The sequence below is a fragment of the Paenibacillus sp. JL3B1040 genome (assembly GCF_057063165.1).
In genome coordinates, this window is sequence record NZ_CM169317.1 from 4,622,642 (window position 1) to 4,636,384 (window position 13,743).

17 protein-coding genes are annotated in these 13,743 nt (G+C 42.2%); 2 read left to right on the forward strand and 15 right to left on the reverse strand.

Annotation, left to right across the window (positions count from 1 at the left end):
- Window positions 1-10: 10 nt before the first annotated feature.
- From ACZF99_RS21050 to ACZF99_RS21070, 5 genes are all read right to left on the reverse strand, one after another.
- Window positions 11-532, reverse strand: a complete 522-nt coding sequence (locus ACZF99_RS21050; protein ID WP_483606915.1) for a hypothetical protein — start codon at window positions 530-532, stop codon at window positions 11-13.
- Window positions 533-585: 53 nt separating this feature from the next.
- Window positions 586-741: a hypothetical protein gene (locus tag ACZF99_RS21055; RefSeq protein ID WP_483606916.1), complete on the reverse strand. Its 156-nt coding sequence runs from the start codon at window positions 739-741 to the stop codon at window positions 586-588.
- 138 nt (window positions 742-879) lie between these two features.
- Complete coding sequence (locus ACZF99_RS21060) at window positions 880-1,353, reverse strand: NUDIX domain-containing protein (protein ID WP_483606917.1); 474 nt, start codon at window positions 1,351-1,353, stop codon at window positions 880-882.
- Window positions 1,354-1,455: 102 nt separating this feature from the next.
- Window positions 1,456-1,968: a GNAT family N-acetyltransferase gene (locus ACZF99_RS21065; RefSeq protein ID WP_483606918.1), complete on the reverse strand. Its 513-nt coding sequence runs from the start codon at window positions 1,966-1,968 to the stop codon at window positions 1,456-1,458.
- A gap of 415 nt (window positions 1,969-2,383) precedes the next feature.
- Window positions 2,384-3,154 carry a MerR family DNA-binding transcriptional regulator gene (locus tag ACZF99_RS21070; RefSeq protein WP_483606919.1) on the reverse strand — a complete coding sequence of 257 codons (771 nt, stop codon included), beginning with the start codon at window positions 3,152-3,154 and terminating at the stop codon, window positions 2,384-2,386.
- Window positions 3,155-3,333: 179 nt separating this feature from the next.
- On the opposite strand from ACZF99_RS21070, the gene ACZF99_RS21075 reads away from it, so the two are divergent.
- On the forward strand, window positions 3,334-3,822 hold the full coding sequence (locus tag ACZF99_RS21075) for a DUF6022 family protein (protein WP_483606920.1): 489 nt from the start codon (window positions 3,334-3,336) through the stop codon (window positions 3,820-3,822).
- A 37-nt stretch (window positions 3,823-3,859) separates the two neighbouring features.
- On the forward strand, window positions 3,860-4,492 hold the full coding sequence (gene vat(I) / locus ACZF99_RS21080) for a streptogramin A O-acetyltransferase Vat(I) (RefSeq protein WP_483606921.1): 633 nt from the start codon (window positions 3,860-3,862) through the stop codon (window positions 4,490-4,492).
- 487 nt (window positions 4,493-4,979) lie between these two features.
- Here vat(I) and ACZF99_RS21085 read toward each other — a convergent pair whose 3' ends face one another.
- The 10 genes from ACZF99_RS21085 to ACZF99_RS21130 all read right to left on the reverse strand — a co-directional run bounded on the left by ACZF99_RS21085 (window position 4,980) and on the right by ACZF99_RS21130 (window position 13,730).
- A complete protein-coding gene (locus ACZF99_RS21085) occupies window positions 4,980-6,470 on the reverse strand; it encodes a serine hydrolase domain-containing protein (RefSeq protein WP_483606922.1) in 1,491 nt (496 codons plus the stop codon).
- Window positions 6,471-6,580: 110 nt separating this feature from the next.
- Window positions 6,581-6,757, reverse strand: coding sequence for a DUF4937 domain-containing protein (locus ACZF99_RS21090; protein ID WP_483606923.1), 177 nt, complete (start codon window positions 6,755-6,757; stop codon window positions 6,581-6,583).
- Window positions 6,758-6,872: 115 nt separating this feature from the next.
- Window positions 6,873-7,529, reverse strand: coding sequence for a GAP family protein (locus ACZF99_RS21095; RefSeq protein ID WP_483606925.1), 657 nt, complete (start codon window positions 7,527-7,529; stop codon window positions 6,873-6,875).
- Window positions 7,526-8,311 carry a MerR family transcriptional regulator gene (locus ACZF99_RS21100; protein WP_483606926.1) on the reverse strand — a complete coding sequence of 262 codons (786 nt, stop codon included), beginning with the start codon at window positions 8,309-8,311 and terminating at the stop codon, window positions 7,526-7,528. Before ACZF99_RS21100 ends, ACZF99_RS21095 begins: the two co-directional genes overlap by 4 nt.
- A 421-nt stretch (window positions 8,312-8,732) precedes the next feature.
- Entirely contained in the window at window positions 8,733-9,941 is a 1,209-nt protein-coding gene (locus ACZF99_RS21105) for an MFS transporter (protein ID WP_483612869.1), read from the reverse strand.
- 74 nt (window positions 9,942-10,015) lie between these two features.
- Window positions 10,016-10,759 (reverse strand): MerR family transcriptional regulator, encoded by a 744-nt coding sequence (locus ACZF99_RS21110; RefSeq protein ID WP_483606927.1) that lies wholly within the window; start codon window positions 10,757-10,759, stop codon window positions 10,016-10,018.
- A gap of 156 nt (window positions 10,760-10,915) precedes the next feature.
- Entirely contained in the window at window positions 10,916-11,701 is a 786-nt protein-coding gene (locus tag ACZF99_RS21115; protein WP_483606928.1) for a sugar phosphate isomerase/epimerase family protein, read from the reverse strand.
- 28 nt (window positions 11,702-11,729) lie between these two features.
- A complete protein-coding gene (locus ACZF99_RS21120) occupies window positions 11,730-12,062 on the reverse strand; it encodes a DUF3024 domain-containing protein (RefSeq protein WP_483606929.1) in 333 nt (110 codons plus the stop codon).
- Between the two features lie 128 nt (window positions 12,063-12,190).
- Window positions 12,191-12,799 (reverse strand): DUF3885 domain-containing protein, encoded by a 609-nt coding sequence (locus tag ACZF99_RS21125; RefSeq protein WP_483606930.1) that lies wholly within the window; start codon window positions 12,797-12,799, stop codon window positions 12,191-12,193.
- A 343-nt stretch (window positions 12,800-13,142) separates the two neighbouring features.
- Window positions 13,143-13,730: an alpha/beta hydrolase family protein gene (locus ACZF99_RS21130; protein WP_483606931.1), complete on the reverse strand. Its 588-nt coding sequence runs from the start codon at window positions 13,728-13,730 to the stop codon at window positions 13,143-13,145.
- Window positions 13,731-13,743 lie beyond the last annotated feature (13 nt).

Here is a 13,743-nt window from a genome sequence, read left to right on the forward strand (position 1 = left end):
GTTGGGGCTATCAGTGAATTAGCTTCCCAAGCTCTTGTCTTATCTCATCATTGATTCCATTTTGCTTTAGTAGTTCTTTTATTAGATACGCATTTGCTTTGTCTTTATTGGCGTTTAGATATTTCAGCAGAAGATTCGCTTTTTCTTTCCTGCCCATCAGATCGTAAGCCACATACCAAATCTCTGGATTCGATAAATGTATTCCATGCATCTTTACAAAGCTAGAAACCGGTAAATTTATGATATTATCATTAGAATAACAAGCAAATTTTCCTATAAAATCTATATGAAGTGCATTTATGCTTAACCTATACTCACTGGCAAAAGGGGAGTCTCCACTCCTTTGATCAACCCAATCATATCCACGGATGGCCTTAATTAATGTGTCTTTTGGGCACTCAACCGTAATATCCCAATCATGAATTGAATCCGTCAACCCCAAAAAATAGAGCAATCCACTTCCGCCAAGTGCGTATGCAATATTATTCTCTTCTAATCTATTTAGAATTGGAATTATCGCTTCATATGTCATTTTGAATCTCCTCACACTAATGAGTATCGTCCCAATTACACTTCAACGATTCCTCAAACGGAAACTTTATAAGGAACGGATTCAGCAGTTTGGAGCCATTCCACGAATTCAAGGTCTTCTTTCAGCTTTCTTGTTCCCATTCCACCAGGAAGGAACACGAGGTCGTATTTAGACAAATCAGGTTTTATAACATTCACTTTGACTTGCATTCCAAGTTCATCCGTTACTTCCTCGGTTAGCCCACAAATATCCCATGTGGTTTCCCTGGTTTTATCGAACTGTCGTAGTCGATAGATAACGTCATAAAATCCGATAAAATCAAGAAAAGTGAAAATATAATGTTTGTTCTATAAGCAGAACTTCTGCCCCTCTCCGAATGTACTTTCAAAATACGGTCCTGGAATCCCCTTCATATAGTATTCAATTATCCTTCTCATGGGTAGAGGAAGTAGATTATGTTTATCCATCTCACTTATAGGTATCCAATAAAATTCCAAATGACTTTCTTTGGATTCCGGATTTTTTCTATTGTCAACGTTCTCCAACTTAGTCATAAAAACGTGATTGATCTCCTGATGATAGGTTCCTTCATCTTCGTGTTCAGCTTCTACTGCTCCAAGATATGGACCAACCTCGCTTATGAATCCAAGCTCTTCATATATTTCCCGATGCAAAGAGGTTCGAATACTCTCATGAAATTCAACATGCCCTCCCGGTAAAAATGTATTATCCATTCCAATGCAATGAGCAACTAACAGATGATCATCGACTAATATGACTCCACGAGCCAGCACGTGATATTTAGCTGCTTTTTCTTGCATGATTAGTCCGAAGTCTCCTTCTATTATAATCTAAATTCACTTATGCTTAGCGGCTTAGATCCGATCCCCTTTTTCCGGAAATCCCCTCGTACTTGTACGAGATTAATTGATTTGATACTCATATATTTCAAAATCATCATCATGATCTTTCAAATAAATGAACCCACACTTTACGAGACAGGCCTTGCTTGCCAGGTTCCCTTTTTCTACCATTATATTTATCTTACTGCAATAATTACTTTTCAAAATATTATTCACATTGACGATAAAATCTTTAAGTACAGCTGTGCCGTATCCTTTGCCCTGAAGATCAGGGGCAACAATAATAGGGTTAATATGCATCGTCTTATCAATAGGATTTAAATATATACTCATGGCTGCAACTAGCTTGTCTTTCTCAAATACTAACTTACAATAATAATCGTCGTTCAACTTGTAGTAACTCTTTTCTCCATCTTTACCATTCGAATAGTAAAAATCTACGCCATTAATAATATTCAAATATGCAGAATGCCAATCATCAATTTCAAGAAATTTATTAGTCTCCTCATGGGTCAACCAATTATTTATTTCGTTTGCAAATTGATCATTATAGTCCAACCAATTAAGTTCCACTCAGGATCGCTCCTTCTTCTATGAATATGCTCCAATAAAGTCCTTAATCGTCTTATTATTTGCTCCAATCAAATCATGTTTCCGATCACCTATCATCACGGTATTGTCATGTCCCGTAAATTCCATATTCCTTAAAATACTCCCGATATGCTGTTACCGATTCCCATGCTTCTATTTCATTCATGTGATAATACAATGAAAAAGATTCTTGTAATGGAGGTCCAATAAAGCATTCTAGTTTAGTTAAAATCATTCACTATTATGCCTTTTTGTAACAAAGCGTATTGTACTGCTTTAGTAATTCCTTCATAGTAGCTCCTTTTTATACGTCATAGTATTCGTGAAACGCCTTCTGCCATAATTATACATCCGACAACCAAGGGGCGGCAGTATTCGATAATCGTAACCTTTGACGTTAACGATGAACATCGCCATCCTCCATCTCATCTTCAAGCTCGCAAGTCGTACCGCTCACTGTACCGCGCGTCTCCGTCAGTCCCAATTGCAGGCAGAGTCCGTACAACGCGTAAATGCCGTGTGCCTGCGCTTCGTTCATCCGGTCCATATACGCGATCGTCTCCTCTGCGATTTCCCTTAACCGGCTTGTGTCCCCGCTGTCCAGTTCGGCGACCGTTCGCCGAAGCCGAACGACGTTCGTCGAATATACGGTTGCACGCAAAGCACGAATGAGCAGCAGCTTGCGAATGTCGGCCGATCCGTACCGCCGGTAACCGTTCTTCGGGTCGCGGGTCGGCCGCAGCAGTCCCTCCCGTTCCCAGAACCGGATCGCCGTCCGGGATACGCCGGCCGCTTCGGCCGCCTCGCCGATCGTCTTCCACGCCCCCGGATCATCCGCATCCCGGTCGTCTTCCGCAGCGCGGAACGCGTCGATCGCCTGTTCGGCTTCCCGCTTGTCACGGACGAGCGCCGCCTCCCGTTCCTTCAACAGCCAGAGCGCGCCCTGTAAATCTCCGCTGCGTACACGGCGAAGCGTCTCACCCGCGACGTCAGGTCCGAATCCGGGGGAAAGCGCCTGCATGGCCGCCACGTATAACGCGTGCGTTTCCAAATATACCCGATATCCGCTTTGGGTTCGCTCGGCAGGCGGTAGAATCCCTTGCGCTTCATAATTCCGAAGTGTACTGGGGCTGATGCGAAACCGTCTCGCCAGATCAATTGGCCGCATGGGCTCCTCCTCCTGTTTCCATTTAATTATAACATTACATCATAATTGCAAACTTTACGCAATTCTCGCGGCAAAACGCCTTGAAATTTCGCATTCAGATTCGACCAAGCTTCTAATTTGCTTCACTGTTATACAATCAATTTGCAATTGAATTTTAGGTTCTGGGAGGCGGTTTGCAGATGACATTCGTACAATTCGAACAAGGGATGACGATCAAGGCCATCGGCACGGTTTGCGGGGAATACTTGGAGAAGGAATGGCAGCCGTTGTACGAATCAATGCATGAGGCGTTGACGGCCGCATTCGCGGAAATCGAGGATGCGGCGTACGGTCAATACTTGGACCGGCTCATGCCGCCGCTGTTCGTAGCGCTCGAACAAGCGGGATATGCGTTCGCGGACGAAGTGCGGGAGGACGATTTCGTCGTCGGAGGGCGGTTGCTGTTCCGGCAATCACTCGAGAAATGGGGCACGGAGGACAATCGGTCGCGCGTGTTCTGGAACGTCATCCGGGACGCCGATGACCGGACGATCGGCACGCTGCTCACGGAGATCCCCCATTCGCACTTGTCATTCGATATCCCCCGCGGGCCCCGCGTCTTCGCGATCGCCGAGGCGACCAAAACGGTGATCGCCGAACGGATCCACGCGCTTATGGAAGCGCGCTGATTCACGACAATCCCCATTTACGAAAGGAAGATTCCGTATGCTAGGTCCAAACCCTAATGTGAAATACCCAATCCCTGGGGACACGAACGTGCAATTTATTCGAAACACGATTACGAAACCCAATATTATAGTTGGAGATTACTCTTATTACAACGCATTGCACGGGGAATCGTTTGAAGATCAAGTGTTGTACCATTATGAAGTGATCGGGACGAAGTTAGTGATAGGCAAATTTTGTTCCATTGCTCCGGAAGTCAGATTCATGATGGACGGCGGCAACCACCGAATGGATGGTTCGACTTTTCCTTTTAACATCTTCGGAAACGGTTGGGAGAGACATACCCCTTCCCTGGACCAACTGCCGATCAAAGGAGATACGATTGTCGGTAATGATGTCTGGATCGGTAGACGCGCCACGATTATGCCGGGGGTGCGAATCGGCGATGGCGCGATTATCAGCGCGGAGGCTGTGGTCGTAAAGGACGTTGATCCTTATACCGTAGTCGGTGGAAATCCCGCCAGGGAGATCAAACAACGTTACCCGTATGAAGTCATTCAAGAATTATTGGAGATCAGATGGTGGGATTTCGATATCGATCTCATCAATCAGTATATCGGCGCAATCGTAAGCGGAGACATGGCTACTCTTAGAAAAATGAAACAACGTTAATGGTTCAGTTGTTTACTACACCGAACCGTACTCAGATTATCTTTGTTGGGGAATCCTATAGTTTGATTTCAACGGTAAGCGGCCTAATGGGTCAGTTGCCGTTTTTTCTTTTATCTGACTCTTCGATCTACATTACAAGTTATTGTAGCATCTTTATGTAAAATCCCTTCCAACGCCACATCCTAAATCCAATACATTGATTGCATTACTCTTATCTTAGGCTGAGGCGTTTGTTGCCTGAGCTTCTTCCACGATTATGCATCCGGCTCTTCTTCGAGTCTTCTCTTAAGAATTCTTTATCCAATATCTTCTTATTACATTGCCGTCTTCCTCAATGTAATCACGTTGAGTCTGAAACCCATCCCTCCGGCAACCCGACGCCCTTCTCATGATCTTCCAGAAATTCAAGCATTGCCTCAAAGTTTTAAGTCACTCATGTCCTTCCTCCTTTTAGATGTATCTTCAAATATTCTTTATTTCTTCTCTATCATAGTCTAATAATTCCGATTTTTTTAATATTAATTATTATCGTTAAAATACAATTCATAGAAGTGAGCCCCATCCAAATAAATATTGAATACGACATCCACACCCTTATCATCAAATAATTATTGCCTAATAGATAAGGCAAGATCAGTACTAATACCAAAAGGACAATGCTTAAGATTAGTACGATCCTGCTTCCTGTCATTTTTCTGAACCTTGTCTTTTCATCTTTAAGATTTAGCTTTACTCCTCTAACGAGTTTAATGGTTTGGATACAAAAGATAACGACGCCTATTATTACTAAGAATGAAAATACCAAATCAATGAATAGATACACGTCATTATAAATAAATTTTTTCATAGGATTTCCATTCATATTCTCATAAATGTTATTGGCTATTTGCGATGGTGCAGTTGAATTCGAATTAGCCAGAACAAATATGGCCTGCTGATTTTCTAATTCAATAAGAACCTGTGAGGAATAATTCGGATTAGATCCATTATGACTAACAACTCTGTTTTTCGTATCGATACTCCATCCGAATGAGTAGTATTGATTCTCGGCTTCGTATCCCGCCGTTTGGAGGTCGACTTGATGAGATTGTTCGATCGCTTTTGATAAATGACCCGGAATATCGCCAATCCCCATTTGGGCATTGATCCAGCGTTCTAAGTCTTTTGAATTCGTTACCAAATATCCTGCAGCGATATTCCCATAATATCTAGGGGCGTCATATTCTATGCTTCTTCCAAAAAATATGCGATATCCTTTGGTAAGTTTATCCGATCTCTTTTCCTGACCCGTTGAAAAATAACTATCCGTCATTCCTAAAGGAATTAGTATGTTTTCAGTCATGTAATCCTGATAACGTTCGCCTGTAACTTTTTCAATAATCATCGCTAAAATATCATAATTAACTGTGGCATAATTATAGGCTGTCCCAGGATACGTATCTAATACAATGTCTGACACATTATGTATCGTTTTTTCAAGCATATCCTCCGTGGTACCTTCAGGAATTAACCGAATACTCCACGGTGGAATTCCGCTTGTATGAGCTAACAACTGATGAATCGTAATACTAACTTTTTCCCCCTTAATGGTGGGCTCAAACGATGGAATATAATCTGTAATCGAATCTGAAAGAGATAAGTAGCCCTCATTTTCTAATAAAATAACGGCTAGAGCCGTAAATGCCTTTGTAGTCGACCCCAACTCAAATAATGACTCCTTAGTTACCCTCTTCTTATTATGAACATCCGCATACCCGTAATTCTTATATTCTGTCTTGCCCTGCTCTGATACTACCACAGCCACGCCTGGAGTGGCTGATTTGGCCATTATGGTTTCCACCATATGATCCTCATTCTCATAATTTCCTTCCCTGAACAAGGTTCCAAGTTCATTCCAACAAACAATAGTAGTAATTATCACGGCAAACAGGGTGGCACATGCTATCGATGAACCTGTTCTACTTAGCCATTTCTTCATGGTAATTCTCCCATTTTGTGTAGACTTCTAAAAAAAGTTATGCCTAGTTCTTAAAGACACTTCATTCTTTGCGCTGATTTCCGGTAACGTCCTTGTATTCACTGGATATGTTACTGACATCTTGAACTCCTTACGGACCATTCTTTGTCTATTGTGATTATATTCCAGCCGCCAACTTGGGCTATAAATCCACTTACTTCACCAAGTTCTACCCATTTAGTTTGAGCATGATGAAATCTCATCTTCGTATCATCACGAACCTTGCACTTTATCACTTTTATCAACATTGAATGAATTTCCTCACATAGTTAAGATGTCTTCGCCTACCATTGAACCACTGGTTTCAGAACTTCCTTCGGATTTCATTCCGGCATTCCCTTGGTTTTTTTGCAATTGAAATTTCTACAAATAATCCAGACTGCTCATCACGAGGATGACCCCGACAATGCACATCACCCAAGAGAGCGCCGAGCCCGAAAGTTTGGCCACCTTCACCCGCAATCGATCCAGCATCCCCTCCATGCTCCGTCCGAACATCGCGTGGAGCACATACAGAATCAGCGGCGGCAGCACCATGATCCCATTATAGCCGGCTAGTACAGGCATCCATTCATACACCTGCAGACCGGAGTTCGTCATCAGCCCGATCGCGCCGAAATATGGGAAGGCCGTGCCCGACTCGATGAAGGAAGTCGTCAACCCCAGAGCGACCATGGACAGGAGGCTCTTCGATTTTGGCTGCGGCAGCTCGTGTTTCTTCTTCTCCGGGACATAGAAGCTGCCGATGAACAAGACGGCTCCGATGATAAATAGGATCCAACTGACTACCCGATTCTGGAACCAAGAGGCCAATGTATTAAACAAAACATCCAGCCCGAACATCAGGCCGACGCCTAGCACGAAATAGACACCCGCTACCACGCTTAGATACACGAGAAGCCGCGAACCAAGCCGGCCTCTCTCCGTCAGAAGCAAATATACCGTGACCCCGATCGTCGCGGGGCTAAGGGTATCCAGCAGCGCCAAGCCGCCGATAATCGCCAGCAGTTCGATACTCAAGACCCATGATCCTCCCTTTTGCTTTGGCGGCCGGAAGCTCCCCCGGCAGCAGCGGTATAGATGCGCCAAGCCTCATCCATAAATTCCAGCACCTCCGGCTCAATCGGATACAGTCCCAGCTTCTCCGAATCGTCAGGAGATTTTCTAAGCTCCCACAGCTTGTTTATAAATTCCGGATCATTGCCGAACGCTTCGTCTTTTTTCTCAATCATTCTTCTAATAATGCTTTGTATCTGCGGCGAAGCAGGTCCGTCCGGCATATAGCGCTTGATCTGGCCGAGCAAGGCAATCCATTCGAGCGCTTCCGGGTCCTCGCCATTCATGCTCGGCAGGCGCTGCCACATTTCCAGTTCCTTCTCGTTCAGAATAGTCGCCCTATAGGAGCGGATCAGTTCCTTGTCCCGATGGGACAGTTGGATCAGCTTCTGTAAGGCGGTAAGATTTTGCCCCCCTTCAACCGCGATTCCATGGATCAATCCACGCAATGACTGCTCCATCAATTTCAATCTTTTCTGTTCTTCCAGAATGTAGGACAGCTGGCTTTGGAGCGCAGTGGGCCATTTCCATCCCGGGTCCCCCAGCATCGTACGGATCTCCAACAGCCGAAATCCCAGATCCTTCAGGAACTCGATCTGCTGGAGCTTCTTCAGATCTTCCTCGGTGTATAACCGATGGCCGCCTTCCGTTCTTGAGGATGCCTGCAATAACCCGATCTGATCATAGTGGCGCAGCGTCCTGACCGTAAGCCCGGTCTGCTTCGCTATTTGCTGAATGTGTATCATCGACGCACCTCTTTCCTGTCACCCTACCCATACGCATGACCGTCAACTACTCTTTGCTTATAACCTGTTTCAGCAAGTATCCTACGCCGAGACCGATCAAGGCGCCCGGAAACGCAAAGTCCAAGATGAGTCCGATTCCCGCTCCTATGATAACACAAGCGTATATCACGATATCCCCTTTGTTCACAGGTATCCCTCCGTTATTTGTCATGAGTATCACGACATCACATCCCCTGCCTTAGCCGAGCTTTTTCCATTATACAAAATGACGCAACGTCACTTTCAAGACGAAATTCGCCGGTTGAAAATGACGTTGCGTCAACTGCTACAACATCAAGAAATTTATATTATGTGCGGATCTGAATATGACCGACACTGTATACGACACTTGTGACATTCTCCATTACATGTCCGAAAACGTTTAGGACTGCTTAATACTTTTTGCTTTTATACTTTGGTCTTCGTTCTTGTTGGGTTTCTTTTTCCTTATGAAATAAACAAGATAGGTTACCAGAAATACTCCATAAATACTTGCAGTGACAATGTATATTGCTTGATAAGATACGGCTGCTGCTATGAATCCTAGAATTAAGGAACCTCCACCGATGCCTAAATCGAAGAAGTTGAAGAAAGAAGCCATTGCAGCTTCATGCTCATGTTCCTCAACTAAGTTTATACACCACGTTTGAATAGCTGGAAATATCGCACCAAAGCCAAATCCGTAGAAGATAGCTGCTATGAAGAACATGGTCTCGCTATTTGCGGCATAAAGTATCATCATTCCGATAATCGCCAATACGGAGCCTGGGATCAGGATAACAGAGGGTCCGTATTGATCATACAGCTTTCCCGATACGAGTCGTATAGCAAAGCTTGCTGCTGCAATTACTAAGAAAAACAACCCTACTTGATTAAAATTCTTCTCAACTGCATATAAAGAAAAGAAAGACATGATCCCTCCTGCCGCAAGTCCAGTGAGAAGAACTAGCATCGCAGGAAATAGAACTCGTGTTTCCAATATTTTCGCATTATGATGGCCTTGTTGATCTAACGTTTTTGCTTCAGGCGCTCTCCTGATAAAAATGGCCATGATAACAGCTAGGAAAAGTACGGCCATTCCTCCAAAGAATAATCTTTGAAAGTCGTATAATTCCAGGGTCATCATTCCGATCATTGGACCGACTGATATGGCTACCGTTTCTCCGACACCAAAGTAACCGATTCCTTCCCCTCGACGCTCCTTGGGAATGATTTCAGCTGTAAGTGTTGCAAAGTAAGTGGTCGCCAATCCAAACCCAGCCCCATGAATTAACCGAATAATCAATAATACTGATACATGGTTAGACAGATAATAAGCTCCTGTTGATAGAGCCATGACCATAACCCCTAATATCAACAGAACCTTCTTATCCACTTTCGAGGCCAGATATCCCGCAAATGGGCGAATCAGAATAGCAGATAACATAAAGATTCCGGTAACTAACCCAACCTGGTTCGCTCCGCCCCCAATAGCTGTAACAAATAAAGGGAGAGTGGGTAACAACATTTCAAAAACCATAAACACCAAAGCATTGGAAATCAGCACGAATATGAAAGACAAAGACCATATCTTGTTGTTTGTGTGAGTCATTATTTTAGCTCCTTTAGCGTTGAAAATCCCTTTTAAAACCCACACAAATAATAAACCCTCCCGTAAGGGTAGGGTCAACACTTTACTGGAATTTGTATTTCTGTGAGGTAATCTTCTTTGTCTTTTGAGATGTAATGGTCAATGATGGTTCTTTCAATGGAGTCTCCGGTTATATGAAGTTCGTTCTCTTTAATGAAATCCAATAAAATCTTATAATAGGGGGATGAATTATGGTGATCCCCTCTATAATTAATACAGGCATATTTACCTTCTCGAAACGTTGTAACTAATGAATTTTGAATATCTTCCTCCTCGATTAAGATAAAAATAGAAGCATTCATATTCGCCATATTCTCTAATTGTCTCAAGGAAACTTCCATCTCTGGTTCTGTAGTGATTTTCTCCATTAACCTTACTATTCTTCTCTCTTTCATTTCCTTTATTGTCGCTACACCTAAATTCTTTATTTCCCGAGCTGTTCTAATATCCTCGATTCGATTTTGAAATTTGCGGTTAACTCGTTCTAATTCCTTGATCTTATTCTCTGTTAATGTTTTTTGTTTCTCTAATAATGCCAGAAAGCCATCAATATCCCGATGGTCAAGGTGTCTTTTGATTTCCTTCAAAGTAAAACCGATCTCTTTTAAATATTGAATCGTATTAAGTTGTTCAAACTGTTCAGTCGAATAATATCTGTAGCTATTGTTTTGATCAATTTGAATCGGCTTCAGCAACCCAATTTCGTCGTAGTATCTTAAGGTTTTTATGGTGGTATTATGGAGTTTCGCCATCTCTCCTATCGAAAACTTGTTTTTCATTTTCACCTTCCTTCCTCATTTACTGCCCCGCGACAGCGATACCGGCCGAAAGAGCAGTCTGCCGCCTGTGTAAGGGTTAACGGAACTCAGCAACGTTATGGCTCGACTAATAACAGCGCTCAGTTCCGTTGCTTTGAACGTTTTTCTCCTTTATGCTCAACAGAGTCCTGATACCAACTCCAACTTTATTTTTTCTAACTTTTTTGCTTGTGTAAATGCTCTCACTAAAAATTCTTCAACAGACAAGTTAAGATAATCCCAGTTCATGGCTTCAATAGAAATGGGTCCTGAATAATCAGCTTCTACTATTTTTTTCATGATTGCAGCCCATTCAAGTGTGCCATCAAAGGGCAATCCATGTTGAGCGTAGCTTCCGTTATTATCATGCAGATGCATAGCCATTAATCGTCTACCATATATTGACAAAAAATCGTATTCTGGATAATATCGATAGTGGTGACTTACATCGTAACAAAAACCGACTTGTGGTGAACCCACCTCGTTCAATACGTGTGTCAAGTTGGTCAAATTCCACAAATTCTCTAGAGCAAGGTTAACGCCTCGCTGTTCCGCTCTCTCCACAATGTGTTTAAATCTATCCATAGCAAAGGGGTTATGTATATGTTCTTCATCCGGAAGATGTATGACCATTGTTGGTATTTCTAAATTTGAACAGTCTTCAATACATTCCAAATAACAATTGACCAAAGCTTCTCCCGCCAAATTAGCTAACCAAAGATCATTTTGATTTTCGATGGGGGCATGAATATTTTCTATCGTTAGCCCTGCTTCTCGTGCAAGTCGTGCTCCACTTCGATATTCTCCACGACCAAAGCCTTCACTCCACCACAACATCACCCCATCAAAACCTGCTTTCTTGATCAATCGATACCGTTCTTCAATAGGCAGTTCATATCCGAACCAATCATAGATACTAATCATATTAAACACCCCTTTTCCATCGTCTTTCCTATCCCCAAAATAATCCTCGATTATCTTGGTCTACTATTCTTAATTGCTTTTCAAAATTTTCATCGGGAATTATATCATTAACATAATGCCATTTATTTTTGCTATCTCTCCAATAGACCTTCCATTTATTTTCTTCCAGTCGAAATTGGGCGACGTCCAATTCTACCCATTCTTCACTTTGAAATGCAGGTCTTTCTTCAAATAGAGTAACGGTATTCCCTCTGAATTTATAATTGAGTCTTACCTGATTTCTAATATGTTTAGGCACTTTCTGTTCTGTGTAAGCGGTCAGAAGCTTTTCAATCTTCTTTTTTGTAAATGCATCCAGCATATGTACACCTCATTGGTTTGTATGGTTTTAACATTCTGCAATGACTCCACTTTCCGAAAATCCTCGGGCGGACTAAATTCGGCCGCAGCGTGAATGCGGTGTTAGGCGAAGCGATTGACATCATTGAATTACCCGCTAAATATCTTATCTATTCTTTGTCTGTCGTAATCTAAAATCCAATCATTATATCTCATATACATATCTATCAAAGTTTCTTTATCGGGGGCCACAATATCCATTCCTCTATCATCATACATATGCATGACAATGTTCTTAGTTGGGTGAATGAAGTAAACTCGATCTGAAATATAATCACCTTTCGATGTAAAGTCAGCAAAACTGATTGCTTTAAGTGCCCCTTTATAATCTAATTCTGATAAAGAACAATACAAAACGTAACTTCTGGAATAACCACAGAGTTTTTGTGTGTCCTCATCAATATCGGGCACTTCTTCGTAGCATTCTACTTGGTCTAAGCACTTGTTATAGAGGTAATTAGAAAATAGATTAAGCCCTGGATTAATCACCTCAAATGGCGGTAGTGGCTCAAAACCTTTGCATACTATGTACAATTTCTTACAGTCATTAAAAGTAAATTCAAATAGTTCTATAGCTCGTTTATTCACAATATCAAAATAGTTTGAATTATACTTATCTCCTATATCTCCCCTATACGGTACACCAAGTTCAAAACGTATCCCAACATCATTATTGTAAAATAAAGGTGGTTCAAGCAATAAGTCTTTTAATTTGCCATGGAGGCTTGTCCGCCTGATCCCACTTCTCGAAATACCCCTAGCGGGCCAAGGGACGGCGCTAGCTAGCCCGCCGACGCGAAAATTCGTGCGTCTTTTTCAGTTGCATTTCGAATAACCAAATTATTGTGTTCTAAATACATATTCATAACCTCCCTAAGCTAACGTTCTTGCATTAACGACGGACGCCCACCTTAAATAGTCTCTTATCTTAGGTGGGCGTCTGTGTTAGTGAGCTTACTTCTCTGCTATTTCTTCTTCCAATCGAGGATCGTATGCGACGGTACGTTAATGTTGTGGTAGCTGAAGTACGGAGGTTCCTAGATTAATCACACAAATATTTTTTGAGAAATCCTACTGTTTTCTCAAACGCAATTTTAACCTGTACATCATTTATGTTTTGATCAAATCCATGATCAGCACCATTCACTGTAATTAGGTCAGTTTCAACACCAACTTTTCGTAATTCTTCATACATTATCAGAGACTGTTCATAAGGTACATCAGTATCTTTGTCCCCATGCAAAAAGAGTGTTGGGGGAAAGGACTTAGAAATATTATCGATAGGGTTATACTTTCTTAATAACTCACGATCTATATCTCGATCAAAACCTGTTACCTTTTCAACCCAAGTTCCATGCTGACGGCACCAAAGATAGTAATTAAACCTTTCCCACGAGCCTTCTGATACTTCAGAGTCACTAAGATATTTTTCAGCTTCTACAAGATTAGCAATTGGTTTTTTGCAGTAAAATTCGCTAGGCTCAGAATACCACTTTCCTAAGATATCACCGTAACCGTAAAAGGAAACTATTGCATTAGGTCTATATTCCATTGTTCCACTGACCAAACTAAGGTAAGCTCCCGCTGAACTTCCAATAAGAGCAAGCTTCTCCGTATTGAAATCGTACATTTTTGATGCAGTC

Bases quoted from the DNA above. Each gene is read 5' to 3' on its own strand.
- ACZF99_RS21050 (WP_483606915.1), bottom strand. From the start codon at position 532: ATGACATATGAAGCGATAATTCCAATTCTAAATAGATTAGAAGAGAAT.
- ACZF99_RS21055 (WP_483606916.1), bottom strand. From the start codon at position 741: ATGCAAGTCAAAGTGAATGTTATAAAACCTGATTTGTCTAAATACGAC.
- ACZF99_RS21060 (WP_483606917.1), bottom strand. From the start codon at position 1,353: ATGCAAGAAAAAGCAGCTAAATATCACGTGCTGGCTCGTGGAGTCATA.
- ACZF99_RS21070 (WP_483606919.1), bottom strand. From the start codon at position 3,154: ATGCGGCCAATTGATCTGGCGAGACGGTTTCGCATCAGCCCCAGTACA.
- ACZF99_RS21075 (WP_483606920.1), top strand. From the start codon at position 3,334: ATGACATTCGTACAATTCGAACAAGGGATGACGATCAAGGCCATCGGC.
- ACZF99_RS21085 (WP_483606922.1), bottom strand. From the start codon at position 6,470: ATGAAGAAATGGCTAAGTAGAACAGGTTCATCGATAGCATGTGCCACC.
- ACZF99_RS21090 (WP_483606923.1), bottom strand. From the start codon at position 6,757: ATGTTGATAAAAGTGATAAAGTGCAAGGTTCGTGATGATACGAAGATG.
- ACZF99_RS21100 (WP_483606926.1), bottom strand. From the start codon at position 8,311: ATGATACACATTCAGCAAATAGCGAAGCAGACCGGGCTTACGGTCAGG.
- ACZF99_RS21105 (WP_483612869.1), bottom strand. From the start codon at position 9,941: ATGACTCACACAAACAACAAGATATGGTCTTTGTCTTTCATATTCGTG.
- ACZF99_RS21110 (WP_483606927.1), bottom strand. From the start codon at position 10,759: ATGAAAAACAAGTTTTCGATAGGAGAGATGGCGAAACTCCATAATACC.
- ACZF99_RS21115 (WP_483606928.1), bottom strand. From the start codon at position 11,701: ATGATTAGTATCTATGATTGGTTCGGATATGAACTGCCTATTGAAGAA.
- ACZF99_RS21120 (WP_483606929.1), bottom strand. From the start codon at position 12,062: ATGCTGGATGCATTTACAAAAAAGAAGATTGAAAAGCTTCTGACCGCT.
- ACZF99_RS21130 (WP_483606931.1), bottom strand. From the start codon at position 13,730: ATGTACGATTTCAATACGGAGAAGCTTGCTCTTATTGGAAGTTCAGCG.